This is a genomic window from Nocardioides hankookensis (assembly GCF_042658885.1).
GTDB lineage: Bacteria > Actinomycetota > Actinomycetes > Propionibacteriales > Nocardioidaceae > Nocardioides > Nocardioides hankookensis.
The window spans coordinates 1-18,683 of record NZ_JBHSRJ010000001.1; the positions used below are offsets into that span (position 1 = coordinate 1).

Annotated in this window: 14 protein-coding genes and 1 pseudogene; 9 read left to right on the top strand and 6 right to left on the bottom strand. The window is 71.4% G+C overall.

Annotated features, from left to right (window positions below; all coding sequences use genetic code 11):
- Window positions 1–520: 520 nt before the first annotated feature.
- From zwf to ACFPYL_RS00025, 5 genes are all read right to left on the bottom strand, one after another.
- The gene (zwf, locus tag ACFPYL_RS00005) at window positions 521–1,966 is read right to left on the bottom strand and encodes a glucose-6-phosphate dehydrogenase (protein WP_379149088.1); all 1,446 of its coding nucleotides are present in this window, start codon (window positions 1,964–1,966) and stop codon (window positions 521–523) included.
- Window positions 1,967–1,998: 32 nt separating this feature from the next.
- Window positions 1,999–3,246: an anthranilate synthase component I family protein gene (locus ACFPYL_RS00010; protein ID WP_379149090.1), complete on the bottom strand. Its 1,248-nt coding sequence runs from the start codon at window positions 3,244–3,246 to the stop codon at window positions 1,999–2,001.
- Complete coding sequence (locus ACFPYL_RS00015; RefSeq protein WP_379149092.1) at window positions 3,243–3,815, bottom strand: anthranilate synthase component II; 573 nt, start codon at window positions 3,813–3,815, stop codon at window positions 3,243–3,245. The genes ACFPYL_RS00010 and ACFPYL_RS00015 overlap by 4 nt, the downstream gene beginning before the upstream one ends.
- A gap of 91 nt (window positions 3,816–3,906) precedes the next feature.
- Window positions 3,907–5,841, bottom strand: a complete 1,935-nt coding sequence (locus tag ACFPYL_RS00020) for an anthranilate synthase family protein (RefSeq protein WP_379149094.1) — start codon at window positions 5,839–5,841, stop codon at window positions 3,907–3,909.
- Window positions 5,842–5,858: 17 nt separating this feature from the next.
- The gene (locus ACFPYL_RS00025) at window positions 5,859–7,382 is read right to left on the bottom strand and encodes a glycoside hydrolase family 5 protein (RefSeq protein ID WP_379149096.1); all 1,524 of its coding nucleotides are present in this window, start codon (window positions 7,380–7,382) and stop codon (window positions 5,859–5,861) included.
- Window positions 7,383–7,574: 192 nt separating this feature from the next.
- On the opposite strand from ACFPYL_RS00025, the gene ACFPYL_RS00030 reads away from it, so the two are divergent.
- The 7 genes and pseudogenes from ACFPYL_RS00030 to ACFPYL_RS00060 all read left to right on the top strand — a co-directional run.
- Window positions 7,575–8,720: a DegT/DnrJ/EryC1/StrS family aminotransferase gene (locus tag ACFPYL_RS00030; protein ID WP_379150141.1), complete on the top strand. Its 1,146-nt coding sequence runs from the start codon at window positions 7,575–7,577 to the stop codon at window positions 8,718–8,720.
- Entirely contained in the window at window positions 8,717–9,301 is a 585-nt protein-coding gene (locus tag ACFPYL_RS00035; protein WP_379149098.1) for a sugar transferase, read from the top strand. The genes ACFPYL_RS00030 and ACFPYL_RS00035 overlap by 4 nt, the downstream gene beginning before the upstream one ends.
- A gap of 41 nt (window positions 9,302–9,342) precedes the next feature.
- Window positions 9,343–10,551, top strand: coding sequence for a glycosyltransferase family 4 protein (locus tag ACFPYL_RS00040; RefSeq protein ID WP_379149100.1), 1,209 nt, complete (start codon window positions 9,343–9,345; stop codon window positions 10,549–10,551).
- 96 nt (window positions 10,552–10,647) lie between these two features.
- Window positions 10,648–11,256, top strand: a complete 609-nt coding sequence (locus ACFPYL_RS00045; RefSeq protein WP_379149102.1) for an acyltransferase — start codon at window positions 10,648–10,650, stop codon at window positions 11,254–11,256.
- An 81-nt stretch (window positions 11,257–11,337) separates the two neighbouring features.
- A complete protein-coding gene (locus ACFPYL_RS00050) occupies window positions 11,338–12,426 on the top strand; it encodes a DegT/DnrJ/EryC1/StrS family aminotransferase (protein WP_379149104.1) in 1,089 nt (362 codons plus the stop codon).
- A gap of 1 nt (window position 12,427) precedes the next feature.
- Window positions 12,428–13,435, top strand: coding sequence for a Gfo/Idh/MocA family protein (locus ACFPYL_RS00055; protein WP_379149106.1), 1,008 nt, complete (start codon window positions 12,428–12,430; stop codon window positions 13,433–13,435).
- Window positions 13,436–13,778: 343 nt separating this feature from the next.
- Window positions 13,779–14,486 (top strand): annotated as a pseudogene (locus tag ACFPYL_RS00060) (O-antigen ligase family protein); the annotation flags it as partial.
- Window positions 14,487–14,694: 208 nt separating this feature from the next.
- Here the strand turns inward: ACFPYL_RS00060 and ACFPYL_RS00065 are convergent.
- Window positions 14,695–16,506 carry a polysaccharide biosynthesis protein gene (locus tag ACFPYL_RS00065; RefSeq protein ID WP_379149108.1) on the bottom strand — a complete coding sequence of 604 codons (1,812 nt, stop codon included), beginning with the start codon at window positions 16,504–16,506 and terminating at the stop codon, window positions 14,695–14,697.
- 178 nt (window positions 16,507–16,684) lie between these two features.
- Between ACFPYL_RS00065 and ACFPYL_RS00070 the strand changes: the two genes are divergently transcribed.
- A complete protein-coding gene (locus tag ACFPYL_RS00070; protein WP_379149110.1) occupies window positions 16,685–17,992 on the top strand; it encodes a nucleotide sugar dehydrogenase in 1,308 nt (435 codons plus the stop codon).
- On the top strand, window positions 17,989–18,678 hold the full coding sequence (locus tag ACFPYL_RS00075; RefSeq protein WP_379149112.1) for a class I SAM-dependent methyltransferase: 690 nt from the start codon (window positions 17,989–17,991) through the stop codon (window positions 18,676–18,678). The genes ACFPYL_RS00070 and ACFPYL_RS00075 overlap by 4 nt, the downstream gene beginning before the upstream one ends.
- The last annotated feature ends 5 nt before the right edge of the window (window positions 18,679–18,683 follow it).

Sequence of the window (18,683 nt, forward strand, 5' to 3'; positions counted from 1 at the left end):
ACCACCGCGTCCTCGACGGGTGCCGGGTGCGCTTCGGCCCACCGGGCCGCGAGCTCGAACTTCTTCGCTGCGGCGAGTCGTTCGGCGAGGTCGGCCTCGGTCGCGCACGCCAACAGGTCCCGCAGCTGCGGGACCTGGGTCCGGGTGCGTCGAGCCATGCTCGATCTTACCACGATTCGAACACATGTACGAGCAATTTCCGCGGTCGATTCTAAAGTTTCGGCGGGCCCGCAGCCCGGGAAGCGGCCGGAGCCCACCGCCGGCCTTACCCGTGTAGGAAGCCTGTCGGCGGCCGACCCGAGCGAACCCGCCGCGCTGGAGTTCGGCTGCGGGTGGTGGTTTCGAGGCTCGCTGCGCTCGCACCTCAACCACCGTGTGCCGGGAAGCGGCCGGAACCACGAGCCGGTCGTACCCGTGTAGGAAGCCTGTCGGCGCGCGACCACAGACCGACCCGCGGGCTGTGGTGGTTTCGAGGCTCGCTGCGCTCGCACCTCAACCACCGTGTGCCGCGGACGGGCGGCTACTCGCCGAAGGAGTTCGGGTCCCGCCAGGAGCGCTCGAAGGGCAGCCGCCAGGCGTGCGGCGCGATCAGCTGGTGGATGGCGTTCGGGCCCCAGCTGCCGGGCGAGTAGGCGCGCACCGGTGCCGGGTTGTCGAGCAGCGCCTGGGACTTCTCCCAGAGCGTCTCGATGCCGTCGGCAGTCGTGAAGAGGGTGTGGTCGCCGCGCAGCGCGTCGTGGATGAGCCGCTCGTACGCCTCGAGCACCGCGGCCGACGAGCTGGTGTCGTGGGTCGCGAACTGCATGGAGAGCTTCTCGAGCTTCATGCCTGGTCCGGGGCGCTTGCCGTAGAACGACAGCGACATCTTCGACTGGTCCGCCAGGTCGAAGGTCAGGTGGTCGGGGCCCTGCGTGCCCGCGTTGGAGCCGGCGGGGAACATCGTCAGCGGCGGCTCCTTGAACGCGATGGAGATGATCCGGGCGCCCTCTGCGAGCTTCTTGCCGGTGCGCAGGAAGAACGGGACCCCGGCCCAGCGCCAGTTGTCGATCTCGACCTTCAGCGCCACGAACGTCTCGGTGTCGGAGTCGTCGGCGGTGTCGTGGTGCTGGCGATAGCCGCTGTACTGACCGCGGACGACGTTGTGCGGCTCGAGCGGCCGCATCGAGCGGAAGACCTTGTTCTTCTCGTCGCTGATCGGTCCGGGCGCCAGCGAGGTCGGCGGCTCCATCGCCATGAACGCCAGCACCTGCATCAGGTGGGTGACGACCATGTCGCGGTAGGCGCCGGTGGTCTCGTAGAACTTGGTGCGGTCCTCGAGGCCGAGGGTCTCGGGTACGTCGATCTGCACGTGGTCGATGAAGTTGCGGTTCCAGATCGGCTCGAACAGACCGTTGGCGAAGCGGAACGCCAGGATGTTCTGGGCCGCCTCCTTGCCGAGGAAGTGGTCGATCCGGAAGATCTGGCTCTCGTCGAAGACCTGGTGCAGCCGGGCGTTCAGCTTCTTCGCGGTCTTGAGGTCGGTGCCGAACGGCTTCTCCATGATGATCCTGGATCGCTCGACGAGGTGGGCCTCGTCGAGCTGGCGGACCACGTCGAGCGCGGCCTTCGGCGGCACGCTCAGGTAGTGCAGGAAGTTGACCTCACGGCCGGCCTCGGCGACCTCCGCCTCGGCGTCCCGCACCGCCTGCGCCAGCGCCTCCGGTCCAGCGGACTGCGGGACGTAGCGGAGCATGTGGGAGAAGGGCTCCCAGCGGGCGTCGGTGATCGGGCGGTGCCCGAACTCGTCGCACGAGCTGCGAGCGATCTTGACGAAGGTCTCCGTGTCGAGGTCCTCGAGCGAGGTGCCGACGATGCGCGAGTCCTCGAGCAGGCCGGCCTCCCAGAGGCGCAGCATCCCGGGCAGCAGCTTGCGGCGCGCGAGGTCTCCCGTGGCACCGAAGAGCACGATGACGTGCGGGTTCTCCATGCCTTCGAGGTTAGACCTGTCGTGTTGCGGAGTCATGACGGCCCGTCGAACACCCGGCGCAACCGGTCCGCCTTCCACTGCGCCTCGGCCCACTCCTCGGCGACGTCGGAGCGCACCGTGATGCCACCACCGGTGCCCAGCAGGTAGCGCCCGTCGCCCGCGGTCATCAGGCTGCGGATCACCACCCCGAGGTCGGCCCGCCCGTCGGCGCTGAGCCAGCCGAAGGCCCCGGCGTACGCCCCGCGCGGGGTCTCCTCGACATCCTCGATCACCTGCATGGTCCGGAGCTTGGGCGCACCGGTCATCGAGCCGGCGGGGAAGAGCGCGCGCAGGGCCTGCACGGTGGTGACCTCCGGGCGGAGCCGGCCGCGCACCGTGCTGACCAGCTGGTGCACGGACTCGTAGGTCTCGACCTCCATCAGCGTCGGGACCTCGACCGTGCCGGGCTCGCACACCAGCGAGAGGTCGTTGCGGAGCAGGTCGACGATCATCAGGTTCTCGGCACGCATCTTCGGGTCGCTCGCCAGCCGGAGCCGCTGGCGCTCGTCCGCGTCGGGCGTCGTCTCGCGCGGTGTGGTGCCCTTGATCGGCTTGGTCTCCAGGGTGCGGTCGGCGCCGACCAGCGCGTAGCGCTCCGGGCTCGAGCTGAGCAGCCACGCCCGCGCACCGGGCACGTCGTGCTGCACGAAGCCGGCGTACGGCGCGGGGTTGAGCTCGCGCAGCCGGAGGTACGCCGCCACCGGGTCGAGGTCGCTGGTCGTCTCCGCCCGGTAGGTCAGGTTGACCTCGTAGGTGTTGCCCGCGTGCAGCTGCTCCTGGACCCGCTCGAAGGCCGCGGCGTAGGTGGGGGGTGGTGAGGGCGAGCCGGTGGTTGAGGTGCGAGCGGAGCGAGCCTCGAAACCACCGTCGCCGTGGTCGAAGAGCCGCACGTGGCTGGGTCGCATCCAGACCGCGTCGGGGAGCCCGGAGCCGTACGACGCGGGCAGGTCGGGCCGGCAGGCGTAGCCGAGGTAGCCGAACCACTGGTCGGTCGACGACCCGTCGGCGAGCTCGGCCTCCAGCACCTCGAACACGTCGTCGCCGACCACCTCGGCCCGGCCGCCGGCGTGCCGGGTCACGACGCGCGTGCCCGCGTCGTACGTCAGCGAGACGTCCTCGGGGTCGAGCCAGCCGACGAGCGAGCGGCGGCCGGACCACTCCCGCGCACCGCCGCCGTCGAGCCAGAAGCAGCGGTCGTGCTCGGCCGCGACGGAGCGGAAGGCGGCGACGGGGTCGGTCACGGCACCCCCAGGAAGTTCGCGACCAGGCGGGCGCCGTGCTCCGAGAGGATCGACTCGGGGTGGAACTGCACGCCCTCCAGCGGCAGGTGGCGGTGCCGCACCCCCATCACCACGTCCCCCACCGTCGCGGACACCTCGAGGCAGTCGGGGACGACCAGCGCCGCGAGCGAGTGGTAGCGCACGGCGGTCAGCGGCGACGGCAGCCCGGCGAGGACGCCGCGGCCGTCGTGCTCGACGGCCGCCACCTCGCCGTGCGCCGGCGCGACCCGGCCGACCTCTCCGCCGTAGGTCGTCACGATGCCCTGCATGCCGAGGCAGACACCCAGCACCGGCCGTGCAGCGCGGCGCAGCACCTGGGTGCCGACCGCGAAGTCGGCCGGGTCCGCCGGGTGGCCCGGACCGGGCGAGAGGACCACGTGGCTGAAGGCCAGCACCTCCTCGGCGGTGACCTCGTCGTGCTGGACGACGGCCGGCAGCGAGCCGGTCACCGACGCCACGAGGTGCACGAGGTTCCAGGTGTAGGAGTCGTGGTGGTCGACCACGACCACGTCGAGCTCCGGGGCGGTCACGGGCTCAACCTACTGATGGCGTACGGAGGGCCCGATGAAGCTGGGGGGCAGTCTTCACCGGGCCCATGAACGGCACGCCGTACGGCGAAGACTACCGCTCGGCCGACGGGTTGTCGCGGGGTTCGACGAGAAGGTCCCGCACGAGGTCGTGCAGCAGGTCGAAGCCGTGCTCGGTGAGGATCGACTCGGCGTGGAACTGGATGCCGCGGTAGTGCGGACCCCGCACCAGGTGGATGTCACCGGTCTGGACGTCGGCCTCGACCTCGACGCCGTCTGGAGCGCCCTCGGGGCCGAGCCGGCCGACGAACGTGTTGTAGAAGCCGACCCGCTCGGTGCGACCGTCGATGCTCACCGGCGACTGGGTGCCCTGGAAGACGATGTCCTTGTAGGCCAGCGGTACGCCGAGGTGGTGGCAGAGCGCCTGGTGGCCCAGGCAGACCGCGAGGAACGGCCGCTCGGCCGCCATCAGCTCGGCCACCGCCGCGCGCAGGTGGGCCATCTTCGGGTCGTCGCCGTCGCGCGGGTCCCCGGGCCCGGGGCCGACGATCACGAGGTCGTAGCCGTCGAGCACGCCCGCGGCGTACTCCTCGTGACGCACCACCTCGCTGGTCATGCCGAAGACGCCGAGCACGTGGCGCAGCATGTTCACGAAGTCGTCCGCGCCGTCGAGGATGACGACCGACCTCCCCGCCAGCCGCGGGTCCGGCGCGGCCCCGCCCTGGTCGGTCAGCCAGAAGCTGGAGAGCCGGCGGTTGCGCGCGTTGAGGGCGAGCAGCACGTCCTCGTCGTTGACCAGCTCGGCGACGTCGACGCTCGGCGTCGGCGCGGGCTCGACCAGCCCGAAGGCGCTGAGGATGCCGCCGGCCTTCGCGTGCGTCTCCGCCACCTCGTACGCCGGGTCCGAGTCGCGCACCAGGGTCGCGCCGGCGGTGACCGTCAGCCGGCCGTCGAGGCCGACGTCGGCGGTGCGGATCACGATCGGGCTGTCGACGACCGGGCCGCCCTCCTCGTCGCGGCCGAGGATCGCCAGCGCGGCGCCGTAGTAGCCGCGGCCGACGGACTCGTACTCCTTGATCAGGCGGCACGCGTTCTCGACCGGGGAGCCGGTCACGGTGGCGGCGTACATCGTGTCGCGCAGCACCTCGCGGGGGTCGCGCGCGGTCCGGCCCGCGAGGAGGTACTCGGTGTGCACGAGCCGGCTCATCGGCTTGAGGAACGGGCCCAGCACCTGGCCGCCCTCGTTGCAGATGTCGCACATCATCTTCAGCTCTTCGTCGACGACCATGAAGAGCTCGAAGACCTCCTTCTCGTCGGCGAGGAAGTCGAGCAGCTGACCCTTGAGACCCGGGCCGGGGTCGCGCGGCAGCCGGAACGTGCCGCTGATCGGGTTCATCCGGACGTCGCCACCGTGGATCGAGACGTGCCGCTCGGGGCTGGCACCGATCAGGAAGCGGTCGCCGGTGAAGAAGACGTAGGTCCAGTACGACCCGCGCTCGCGCTCGAGCAGCCGCTTGAAGACGGTCAGTGCCTTGTCCGCGCCCCAGTCGGAGACGCGCGCGCGGTAGTGGCGACCGATCACCAGGTTGGCGCCCTCCCCCTGGCCGATCTCGTCGTGGATGATCGACTCGACGAGCTTGCCGTACTCCTCGTCGCCGGTCTCGAAGCCGCCGCGGTCGGAGAACTCCAGGCCGGTGTCGTCGATCGCGTCGACCACCTCCGCCACGGAGAACTCGAGCTCGGTCTCGACGTCGACCACCACCAGCGGGGTGCCGTCGTCGTGCGCCGCGAAACCGCGCTCCTGCACCTGCCGGAAGGGGATGGCGACGAGCCGGTCCGCGATGTGGCCGGCCTCGGGCACGCCCTCGGCGAGCGGGATGTCGAGGATCGACTCGACGACGCTGCGCCGGCCGCCGACGACACCGACCGTGGGTCGGTCGCCGGCGCGGGTGGAACGTCGGATGATCGCCCACGCCTCGTGCCCCTGGATGGCCGCGATGGCTTCCCGGGCAGAGGTCGTGGTCGTCATGCCCGAAACTCTAAGGCTCAGCCGATCCGCAGCCGGAAGCTGTCCGCGACGCAGCCGCTCAGCACGATGCGGCCGTGCCGGTGGTGGCGGGCGAGACGCTTGACACCCCGGACCCGGACCTGGTGGGCGGCCGCAGCCTTCGGCACGAAGACCCGCAGCGAGCACGCGTCGGCCTTCGGGTCGCGCTTGCCCGAGACGTCCAGCGTGCCGGCGCGGCCGTCGGAGCGCAGCTTCGTGATCCGCCCGGGCACCGCCCAGACCATCGGCCGGAAGAGCGGCTCGGCGTACGCCGGGTCCGGCGCGTGCGCCGTCTCGTCCGGGCAGGTGTAGCGGATCAGGCTCTGCGAGACCGGGCCCGGCGTGCCGCCGGGAGCACCGATCATGTGCGGGTTGCCGCACGACTGCTTCCAGGTCCACCACGCGCCGCCCCAGCCGTGCTCGTCGAGGGCGTCGGTGTAGCGGTCGAGCTCGTCGGCGTCGTCGGCCGGGTTGCTGGAGAAGAAGCCCCACTCGCCGACCCAGACGGTCTGCCCCTGGGACGCCGCGAAGGAGGCTGCGGACGCGAAGCCGCTCTCGATGCTGTTCGACGAGATGCCCTCGGCGTAGATGTGCGGCGCGAAGACGATGTTCCGGTCGCGGTTGAAGCCGGTCGGCGTCGGCGTCGTGCCGAGCGCCGACCAGAGCACCCCGGGCTCGTAGAAGACGATGTGCTCGAAGCCGCCCGCGCGCCGCTCGGCGGTCCGGATGGCCTTGATCGTGCGACCGTAGAACGCACCGAGGCGGGTGACGTCCGTCGAGGTGTCCTGGCTGAAGCCGGGCTCGTTGAGCAGGTCGTAGCCGGCGACCGTGGGACTCTTCGCGAAGTCGCGGGCCAGCCGCTGCCACGTCCGCACCAGGTGCGTCTGGATGCCCTTCGTGTCGGCGTAGAAGTGTCCCCAGGCGCGCATCACCGCCGGCGCCAGCTCGCGCTCGCCGTTGCGGCAGGTCGTCGCACCGTCGGTGATCGTCGCCCACTCCGGGGCGCCGTCCCACCCGACGGACGGCTGGGTGCCGGTCGGGCAGACCTCACCGTCGCGGGTGTCGACCGCGATGCCCCACGCGTCCTGGTGCATGTCGAGCACCACGTGGAGCCCGTACGCCGCGGCCTGGCGGACGGCCTTCTTGATCTTCGCGACGTACGCCTCGTCGTACCCACCCCGGGTCGGCTCGAGGGCCGACCAGCTCAGCACCAGCCGGACCGAGTTGAAGCCGCGCCGCGCGATGTCCGCGAAGTCAGCGCGTCGCAGCGGCACGGTGGCCACGAAGTCGGGGTTGGCCTGGTAGTACTCGCCGAGGCCCATCAGGTTGACCGAGCTGAGCAGCACCCGCGCGCCGCGCTCGTCGAAGATCCCCGGCTGACTGCCGGTCGTGGCGTGCAGCCGGGAGAGCGCCTGCCTCGCCTTCGGCGCCGACCGGTCCACGGCCTCGGCGGAGGGCGACAGGACGCCGCCCACGAGGGCGACGACGACGGCGACGAGGGCGAAGGCCCGGGCGGGGTTCACCGCCGCATCCTCGCCCCCGCGTGCTGGGGCAGCAAGCGCTTCGACGCAACGCGTCCGTAAAACTTCTCGCCGGTCCAGCACGCCCCGGTCCTGCGCCCGCGACGCCGGGGTCGAGCGGACGCACGGGTAGGATCGCGCGGGTCCACCGGCCCCTCACCACAAGGATCCGTCATCACCTCTCACGGCGAGTCCATCCCCTTCGCACAACCGGACGTCGGCGACGCCGAGGCCGAAGCGGTCGGCGAGGCGATCCGGTCCGGCTGGCTCACGACCGGTCGGCTCACGGCCCAGTTCGAGCAGGAGTTCGCGGCCACGGTCGGCGCCACCCATGCCGTGGCCGTGACCAGCGCGACCGCGGCCCTCCACCTCGCGCTCGAAGCGGCCGGGATCGGGCCCGGCGACGAGGTCCTGGTGCCCACGTGGACCTTCACGGCCTCCGCCGAGGTCGTCCGCTACGTCGGTGCGGAGCCGGTCCTGGTCGACGTCGAGCCGGACACGCTGGCCCTCGACCTGGAGCGGGCAGTCGGGCGGGTCACCGACCGCACCCGCGCCGTGATCCCCGTCCACTTCGCCGGGCTCCCGATGGATCCGGTGGCGCTGTCCGGGTTCGCCCGCGACCACGGGCTACAGGTCGTCGAGGACGCCGCGCACGCGTTCCCCGCCGGGACCGGTGACGCGCTCGTCGGCGGCGGCGACTCCACCGCGACCGCCTTCAGCTTCTACGCGACCAAGACGATGACCACCGGCGAGGGCGGCATGCTGACCACCCACGACGACGCGATCGCCGCTCGCGCCCGGGTCATGAGGCTGCATGGGATCGACCGTGACGTGCTCGACCGCTACACCCGTGTCGGGGCGAGCTGGCAGTACGACGTGGTGGCGCCCGGCTTCAAGTACAACCTCACCGACATGGCGGCGGCGATGGGCCGCGTGCAGCTCGGGCGGGCGCACGACATGCGGGCGCGCCGCGAGGCCATCTCCCGGCGCTACACCGAGGCGTTCGCCGATCTCCCGCTGCAGCTGCCGGCCAGGGCGCCGGACGGCGTCTCGCACGCGTGGCACCTCTACAGCGTCCGCCTCCTCGACGCCCCGCTGGACCGTGACGGGCTTGTCGATGTCCTGGGCCGGGCCGGCATCGCCACCAGCGTTCACTTCATCCCGTTGCACCTGCTGTCCTACTGGCGCGAGCGCTCCGGACTGCGCGCCGAGGACTTCCCGGTCGCGACAGACTCCTTCGCGCGCGTCGTGAGCCTGCCGATCTCCTCGGCACTCACCGACGACCAGGTGGAGCGGGTGATCTCGACCGTCCGCGGCGCCCTGACCGGAGCCGGGGCATGATCAAGCGCGCGACCGACGTCGTCGGTGCACTCGTCGGAGCGGTGCTGCTGTCCCCGGTCCTCGCAGCGATCGCGCTGGTGATCCGGACCAGGGACGGCTCCCCGGTCCTCTTCCGGCAAGTCCGCGTCGGACGCGACGGGCGACCGTTCCGGATCTTGAAGTTCCGCACCATGACGAACGGTGCCGGCCCGGGCGTCACCGTGGCCGGCGACGCCCGCGTGACTGACGTCGGGCGCATCCTGAGGCGCTTCAAGCTCGACGAGCTGCCCCAGCTCTTCAACGTGCTCTCCGGCACGATGAGCCTGGTCGGCCCGCGCCCCGAGCTCCCCGAGTACGTCGCCCAGTGGCCCGCGGCGACCCGAGACGTCGTCCTCTCGGTGCGGCCGGGGATCACCGACCCCGCAGCTGTCGAGTTCTACGACGAGGAGGCGATCCTTGCCACCTATCCCGACCCGATCGAGGCCTACCGCACCGTGCTGATGCCGCAGAAGCTCGAGCTCTACAGCTCCTACATCCAGACCCGCACCTTCACCACCGACCTACGGGTCATCGTGGCGACACTCCGGAGGGCGGCCTCGTGACCGGTGCGCGGTCCGGCCCCCGAGGCCTGAAGGTCTGGCTGGTGAACCAGTACGCGATCCCGGAGAGCGCCCCGGGCATCACCCGGCACGCCACGCTGGCCCGCCTGATGGAGGAGCGCCAGGGTGTCCGGACGACGATCATCTCGGGCGACGGCCACTACTGGAACCTGGGCGACGCCGGCTACGCGGCCTCCTCGATGTTCCGCCCGCTGCCCGTGCACGTGGCGCCGTCCAACGGTGTGCGCCGGGTCCTCAACATGCTCCACTTCGCCTGGCGGACGCTCCTCCTGGGGGTTCGCACGCCCCGACGCGAGCGTCCGGACGTCGTGCTCGGGTCGAGCCCGCACCTCTTCGGCGCCCTGGCCGCGCTGCTGGTGGCGCGCCGGTTCCGGGTCCCGTTCGCCCTCGAGGTGCGCGACATCTGGCCGCTCTCCCTCGTCGAGCTGATGGGGATGTCGCCGCGGCATCCCCTGGTGCTCCTGATGAACGTCGTCGAGCGCCTCCTCTACCGGTCGGCCGACCTGATCCTGCTGGTGCTGCCGGGCAGCGAGGCGCACATCCGCGACGTCTGTCGGAACCCGCCGCGCATGGTCAGGGTGCCGAACGGCGTCGACGCGGCCACCGCCTCGACCGACGAGCCGCGCCTCACGGCCACCACGGGTCCGGTGTCGGTCGCCTACGCGGGGGCCCACGGCGTGCCGAACGCGCTCGACACGCTCATCGACGCCTGGGCGATCATCGAGCGAGACGAGGACGCGCCCGAGATGTCGCTGACCCTGGTGGGCGATGGGAAGCAGAAGGATGCGCTGCGCCGGATGGCCAGTGACCGGCACCTGCGACACGTGACGTTCGGCGACCCGATCCCGAAGGCGGAGGTCCCCGCGATGCTGCGCGCCGCCGACATCCTCGTCATCACCTGGCGCGACTCCCCGCTCTACCGCCACGGCATCAGCCCCAACAAGCTGTACGACTACATGGCCGCCCAGCGCCCGGTGGTCATCGCGGTCGACACCCCCATGAACCCCGTCATCGAGAGTGGGGGCGGCCTGTCCGTGCCGCCGGAGCAGCCGGCCGATCTCGCCGCGGCGCTCGTCTCGCTGGCGAGGGCCGACGTGGCCGAACGTGACGCCCTGGGCCGGCGGGGTCGCGACTACGTCGCCGAGCACCACGACCTGCGGGTGATCGCCGACCGGATGGCCGCAGAGCTCGACGCACTGACGCGGCCGGACGGCGGCCGAGCGTTCGGTTAGCATGTCGGTCGCTGTCTCGCCAGGCTGGATCTGGATCTCGGGCGGCAGAGTTTCGGACACGGGGGACGACCCCGAGTGACCCATCGGAGCAGCGCAGTGACAACCAGGGTGGCGCCATCGTCGGACGTCGACGACCGGGCCGTCATCGGCGACGGCAGCTCGATCTGGCACCTCGCACAGGTGCGCGAGCACGCCCGGCTGGGGCGGGACTGCGTCATCGGCCGAGGGGCATACATCGGCGCTGGCGTGATCGTGGGCGACAACTGCAAGGTCCAGAACCACGCGCTCGTCTACGAGCCGGCCCGTCTCGGTGACGGCGTCTTCATCGGCCCCGCGGTCGTGCTGACCAACGACACCTACCCCCGCGCGATCACCCCTGACGGCGCCCTGAAGACCGCCGACGACTGGGAGGCCGTCGGGGTCGTGGTCGAGAGGGGTGCCGCGATCGGCGCCCGCTCGGTGTGCGTGGCCCCGGTCACGATCGGGGCCTGGTCCCTGGTCGCCGCGGGCAGCGTCGTCACCCAGGACGTGCCCGCGCACGCGCTCGTCGCAGGCGTCCCGGCCCGCCGGATCGGCTGGGTCGGTCGCGACGGACGGCCGCTTGTCGACGCGGGCGACGGTCGCTGGGTGAGCTCCTCCGGCACCGAGCACTTCTGCGTCGTCGACGGGTCCCTGCAGCCGGCCGCCGAGGCTCCAGCGGAGTGACGACGCCCAGCGACGGTGCCGCGGCCGGACCGTCGGCGCACCTCCAGACGGCCCCACCGACCCCGATCAAAGGACCACGCAGTGCCTGACTTCATCCCGCCGGCCAAGCCGATCATCGGCGACGAGGAGCGGGCGGCCGTCGACCGCGTGATGCGCAGCGGCATGCTCGCGCAGGGACCCGAGGTCGCGGCGTTCGAGACCGAGTTCGCCGCGCACTTCCGGCTCGGACGAGCCTGCGTCGCGGTCAACTCCGGCACCTCCGGCCTGCACCTGGGGCTGCTGAGCAGCGGCGTCGGACCCGGCGACGAGGTGATCGTCCCGAGCTTCACCTTCGCCGCGACCGCGAACTCGGTCGCCCTCACCGGAGCCACCCCGGTCTTCGCCGACATCGACCCCGCATCGTTCTGCCTGGACCCGGAGAGCGTGCGTGCCTGCATCACGGAGCGGACCGTGGGCGTCATGCCGGTCCACCTCTACGGCCACCCCGCCGACATGGTGGGACACCTGGCCGTGGCCGACCAACACGGGCTCCAGGTCTTCGAGGACGCGGCCCAGGCCCACGGCGCGGCGATCGACGGCCGCCCGGTCGGCAGCTTCGGCACCTTCGCCATGTTCTCCCTCTACCCGACGAAGAACATGACGTCCGGCGAGGGCGGCATGGTCTCGGTCGACGGCCCCGAGGTGGAGCGGCTGATGCGCCTCTACCGCAACCAAGGCATGGAGCGTCAGTACGAGAACGAGGTCGTCGGCTTCAACAACCGGATGACCGACATCCACGCGGCCATCGGTCGCGTCCAGCTCACGAAGGTGGGGGCCTGGACCCGGCAGCGCCAGGCCAACGCCGCGTTCCTCGACGCGCACCTCGTCGGTGTCACCGTGCCCCCCGTCGCCGCGGGCGTGGAGCACGTCTACCACCAGTACACGATCCGGGTGCCCGAGGACCGCACCGGCTTCGCGACCGCCCTCCGCGAGGAGCACGGCATCGGGAGCGGCATGTTCTACCCGATCCCCAACCACCGCCTGGCGCCCTTCCAGGCCGACGTCGACCTGCCGGTGACCGAGCGGGCGGCGGCCGAGTGCCTGTCGCTACCGGTCCACCCCAGTCTCGGCCAGCCAGACCTCGAGCGCATCGTCTCGGCCGTCAACGCGGTTGCGAAGGCAGGTGCCTGAGATGGCCACTCTGCGCTTCGGCCTCGTCGGCATCGGGATGATGGGGCGCAACCACGCCCGCGTGCTGCGGTCGCTGGACGGCGTCGAGCTGGTCGGGGTCGCCGACCCGGCGGGCGACCGCTTCGACCTGGCCGGTTCCGCCCGGGTCTTCGGCTCGGTGACCGAGCTGATCGACCACGGCATCGACGCGGCCGTGGTCGCGACGCCGACGGCGTACCACCTGAGCTCCGGCCTGGAGCTGGCGGCGGCCGGCGTCCACACCCTGATCGAGAAGCCTCTGGCGACCGACGCCGCGGAGTGCCTCCAGCTCGTCGACGCCTTCGAGTCCGCCGGCCTGGTCAACGCGGTCGGGCACATCGAGCGCAGCAACCCGGCGCTGCGCGCCATGCGGGAGCGCCTGGAGGCCGGCGAGCTCGGCGACATCCACCAGGTCGCGACCCGGCGCCAGGGTCCTTTCCCGAACCGGATCGCCGACGTCGGCGTCGTCAAGGATCTCGCCACCCACGACATCGACCTGACGGCGTGGGTCATCTCCTCGACGTACGCGGTGGTGTCGGCCCAGACGGCCCACAAGAGCGGTCGCGAGCACGAGGACCTGATCGCGATCACCGCGCGCTCCACGAACGGCATCGTGATCAATCACCTGGTGAACTGGCTGTCGCCGCTCAAGGAGCGCACCACGGTGGTGACCGGCGAGAAGGGAACCCTGGTCGCCGACACGCTCCAGGGCGACCTCTACTTCCACGCAAACGGCCTCGTCGCCACTGAGTGGGAGCAGGTCTCGACCTTCCGGGGCGTCACCGAGGGTGACAGCATCCGCTACGCGATCCCCAAGCCCGAGCCGCTGCGCGTGCAGCACGAGAACTTCCGCAACACGATCGCGGACGGCTCCGGCGACATCGTCACGATGCGCGAGGGCATGGCCACCGTCGCCGTGGCCGATGCCTGCCTCGTCTCCGCACGGGAGGGGCGGTCCATCCATCTGGTCGACCCCGGAGACCGTGACTGACCCTGGCGCGGCTGCGGGGCGCCTGGGACGGCTCCGGGCGCGCCTGCCGGAGCGTGCGCCGGCGTCGTCGGGGACGGTGCGGGGCGCCCTGTGGACGCTCGTCATCGCGCTCGACTTCTTCCTGATCTCCAATCCGCTGACGGTGGTCCCCACCTTCTGGGACTCGCTGCACCTGGCGACCGCGATCACCGTGGGCATGGTCGTCGTGACCCTGCCGTGGCTGTGCCTCCCGCGGATCCCGCTCACGGTCCTCGCCCTGCTGTCGTGGGGCGCCGTCTCGATGACCTGGTCGATCAGCCCCGAGTTCACCGGGCGCTTCGTCCTGCTGTACCTGTGGATCGCGATGATCTCGGCCGTCGTGGCTGCCAACGCCCACGTGCGCCTGGTGATCCAGGGCTTCGCGCTGGGCGGGCTCGCCGTCCTCGCCGCGTCGCTGTACGAGGTTCGCAGCCGGCTCCCGGTCATCGACTACCCGCTGTCGTACAGCGAGTACCTCACGGGCGTCGGCAGCCACCGCAACATCCTGTCGTACACGCTCGCCCTCTCCCTGGCGGTGCTGCTCGCCGTCTTCCCGCGCCGGTGGCGCTACCGGATCCCGTGGCTGCTGACGCTCGCCTCGCTCGCCGTTGGCATCTACCTCACGGAGTCGGCGACCGGGAAGCTGGGCGTCGTCGTGCTGGCGGTCGTGGCGGTCGCCCTGCAGGCCGTCCGCGCCCGGGACCGCCGGGGTCCGCGCTGGAGGTTCGGGCTCTGGGTGCTGGCGGCGATCGTGCTCAGCTTCGCCGTCGTCTCCGGCTACAGCCGGCTGACCGAGGACCTGGACCGCGACCCGACCCGGCTCTCAGGCCGCATCCCGCTGTGGAGCGCCTTGATCCGGGTCGCCGAGGACCGGCCGCTCACCGGCTGGGGATGGGGAGCGGTCTGGCCGCATCCGTGGTTCCCTCCGTCGAGCAACGAGGTGGCTGACCGGATCTACGCCGAGGCAGGTGAGTTCGTCTACCACGGTCACAACTCGTTCTTCGACCTCCTACCGGAGATCGGGCTGGTCGGGATCGTCCTGGCCCTCCTCGTCTTCGTGCTCGCAGGGGTGGCCGCCTGGCGGGTGCTTCGGCGAGACCCGGCCCCCGAGCAGCGGCTGGCCGCGCGCCTGGTCCTGCTCGCGCTGACCGCCCAACTGATCTACGGGATGACCGAGCCGGTGCTCGAGGCGCCCCTGGGCTGGTTCAGCCTCGTGCTCGTCGCGGCGATGGCGACGCGGCTCAGGCGTGTCGCTGGACGGCGTGCGCGGCCCGACACAGCCCCGCGAGTCCTTCGACGATCGCCTCCGGGGCGCCATGCACAGGCAGCTCGTCCGTCACGCTCCGCGACACCGGCTCCACCGGGACGTGCGACACCATCGGGTGCTCCGGACGAATGTCGCGCGGCTCTCTCTCGCCGAAAAGGTCCTCGTGCAGCTTCTCGCCCGGCCGTAGCCCGGTGAACTCGATCTCGACGTCCCCACCGTCCTGACGGATCAACTGCTGGGCCACGTCGAGGATGCGCACCGGCTCACCCATGTCCAGGACCAACGCCTCGCCGGGGCTGCCGATGGCAGCCGCCTGGATCACCAACTGGCACGCTTCCTGGATCGTCATGAAGTAGCGGGTCACGTCCGGGTCGGTGATCGTGACCGGCCCGCCGTCGTTGATCTGCTTGGCGAAGGTGGTCAGCACCGAGCCCCTGCTGCCCAGCACGTTGCCGAAACGCACGGACAAGAAGGTGCCGTCGGCGTCGGCGTACCCCGCGGTGAGCATCTCGGCGATGCGCTTGGAGTAGCCCAGCACGCTGCTCGGGTCAGCGGCCTTGTCGGTCGAGACGTTGACGAAGCGCTCGACCCCTACCGCACGCGCGGCCTCCAGCACGTTGGCGGTGCCGCGGATGTTGGTCTTCACCGCCTCCCCCGGGAAGCGCTGCAGCATCGGCAGGTGCTTCAGCGCGGCGGCGTGGAAGACGACCTCCGGGCGGATCGCGTCGAACACGTCGCGCACGGCCCGCTCGTCGCGGATGTCGCAGAGGACGATGTCGTCGCTGTCGAGGAGGGCGCGCCCGCTCAGGATCAGCTGGATGGCGTGCAGCGCGGACTCGTCACGATCGAGCAGGTAGAGCCGAGCGGGACCGAAGGCCTGGATCTGCTGCGCGAGCACGGAGCCGATCGAGCCGCCCGCACCCGTCACCAGCACGCGCTTGCCCTTGAGGTAGTCCGCGATCGAGGCGACGCCCGTGTCGAGCTGGTGACGGCCGAGCACGTCGGCCAGGTTGATGTCGCGCATGTCGCGGATGCCGACGTGGCCGGACATCAGGCCGGCGGTCGGGGGCAGCACCTTCACCTCGACGCCGAGGTCAGCGGCCTGTCGGCTCACCCTGCGGATGAAGCCGGCGGGGGCCGAGGGGATCGCCACGACCACGGCGGCGGCCCGGGTCTGGCGGACGATCTCGGCGAGCTCGCTCGTCGTGCCGAGGACCGCGACGCCACGGATCCGCCGATGGCGCCGGAGCGGGTCGTCGTCGAGGAAGCCCACCGGGTGCCACCGGCGCTCCGGGTCGTGCAACATGGACCGGATGAGGTCGTAGCCACCCTCGCCGGCACCGACGATGACCACCCGCACGCGGTCCTCGTCGTGGGCTTCGAAGCCGCGCTCGTGGAGCCACTTCCAGGTCGCGCGCCCCCAGGCCGCGATGACCACGAAGACGAGCGTCGCACCGAGCGGCACGCTGCGGGGGATCCACTGGCCGGCGAGGTTCGCCAGGAAGACCAGCGCGCCGGTGGGCAACGCGACCAGGCCCAGCAGGATCATCTCGTCGAGACTCGCCAGACGGGCCCGGCCCTCGTGCAGGCGGAAGATCCGGCCGAGCGCGACGAACAGCACCCCGGACGCCAGACCGACGACCAGCACCTGCGGCCACGGCACGCGCGACACCCCGAGCAGTCGCAGCAGCGCGGCGCAGATCACCGCACACATCCAGGCGACGACGTCGAAGCTGGCGATCCAGAACCGTCGGTGCGCGCGCAGTCGGCTTGCGAGTTCGATCACTGCGTTGCTTCACCCATCCGAGGTCTGTGCGGAAGCGGACGGGGCAGGGTACCAATCCGCTCCGTGATGGCGAGCATGCCCGCACCATGCGGCGTTCGGAGCGGGGTCACCCGGCTGGCATGATGAGCGCTGCTCGGGGCCGACGGCCTGCGAGCACGTCGGTCGAGAGGATGGGTTGATGCGGGTCACCGTGGTCGGGCTGGGCAAGATCGGGCTGCCGCTGGCAGCACAGTTCGCCGACGCCGGGCACACCGTCGTCGGCGTCGACGTCAACCAGGTCACGGTCGACGCCGTCAACGCCGGCGTGGAGCCCTTCCCCGGCGAGGCGCACCTCGCCGACTACCTCAGGCGGCTCGTGGCGGACGGCTCGCTGCGCGCCACGACCGAGTACGCCGAGGCGATCCCCGACGCGGACGCGATCGTCGTCGTCGTACCGCTGTTCGTGGACGCGGCCGGCAACCCCGACTTCGGGATCATGGACGGCGCGACCAGCTCGATCGCGGCCCATCTCACGCCCGGCACGCTCATCAGCTACGAGACGACCCTCCCGGTGGGCACCACCCGCACCCGCTGGAAGCCCGCCCTCGAGGCCGGCTCCGGACTCATGGAGGGCACCGACTTCCACGTGGTCTTCTCGCCCGAGCGGGTGCTGACGGGCAGGGTGTTCGAGGACCTCCGCAAGTACCCCAAGCTCATCGGCGCGCTCGGTGCGGACGGCGCGAAGGCCGCCCGCGACTTCTACGAGCAGGCACTCACGTTCGACGACCGTGCCGATCTCGCGCGCCCCAACGGCGTCTGGGACCTCGGCGTGGCCGAGGCCGCCGAGCTGGCGAAGCTCGCCGAGACGACCTACCGCGACGTCAACATCGGGCTGGCCAACCAGTTCGCCCGCTTCGCCTCGGACGCAGGCGTCGACGTCCACCAGGTCATCGACGCCTGCAACTCCCAGCCGTTCAGCCACATCCACCGGCCCGGCATCTCGGTCGGCGGCCACTGCATCCCCGTCTACCCGAAGCTCTACCTCAGCACCGATCCCGCGGCGAGCGTCGTGTCAGCCGCGCGAGCCGCGAACGAGGGCATGCCGGCGTACGCCGTCGACCTGCTGGAGCAGGTCTCCGGACCGGTTGCCGGCCTGCGGGTGGCCGTCCTCGGGGCGAGCTACCGCGCCGGCGTCAAGGAGACGGCCTTCAGCGGCGTCTTCCCGCTCGTCGCCGAGCTGGGCGCCCGCGGCGCCACCGCCGTCGTCCACGACCCGTGGTACGACGACGCCGAACTGACCGCGCTCGGGCTCGACCCGCACCACCTCGGCGAGCCCGCGGACCGGGTCGTGCTCCACACCGAGCACCCGGAGTACGCCGCGCTCGGGGCGCCGGACTTCCCTGGCGTGGCCGGCGTCGTCGACGGCCGGGGCACGCTCGACCCACGTGGCTTCGCGGAGGTCCCGTTCGTCCGGCTCGGCCAGGCACCGGCCCGGGGTGGCGCATGAGCAGCCCCGACGACGTGCAGGCGCAGTACGAGCGGCGCAAGGAGTCCGTGCCGGTCGATCGCTACGCCTTCACCAACGACGACGTCTTCCGCGGTGCCCAAGAGAACGACGCGGCGACCCGGCGGATGATCCTCGACGCGGGGCTCGGGAGCTTCTCGGACCTGCGCGTCCTCGAGGTCGGCTGCGGCACCGGCGACAACCTGCTCCGGTTCCTGCGGTGGGGCTGCCTGCCCGAGAACCTCGTCGGCAACGAGCTGCTCGACGACCGGGTCACGCTCGCGCGGCACCGGCTGCCCCAGGCGCTGGCGATCCACGCCGGCGACGCAACGCAGCTCTCCTTCGAGCAGCCCTTCGACGTGGTCTTCCAGTCCACCGTGTTCTCGTCGGTCCTGGATCCCGAGGTCCAGATGGCCCTCGCCCGACGGATGTGGAGCCTGGTGCGACCGGGAGGCATCGTGCTGAGCTACGACTTCGTGTTCGACAACCCCGCCAACCCCGACGTCCGCAAGGTCACCCCGGCCCGTCTCGGGGAGCTCTTTCCGGAGGGTGCGCTGACCTCGCGCCGCGTCACCCTGGCTCCGCCGATCGCCCGTCGCGTCGCGGGTCACGGCATCGTCTACCGGCTGCTGCGCGCGATCCCCTGGCTCCGCACCCACCGGGTGGTGGCGATCGCCAAGCCGGCCTGAGCCGA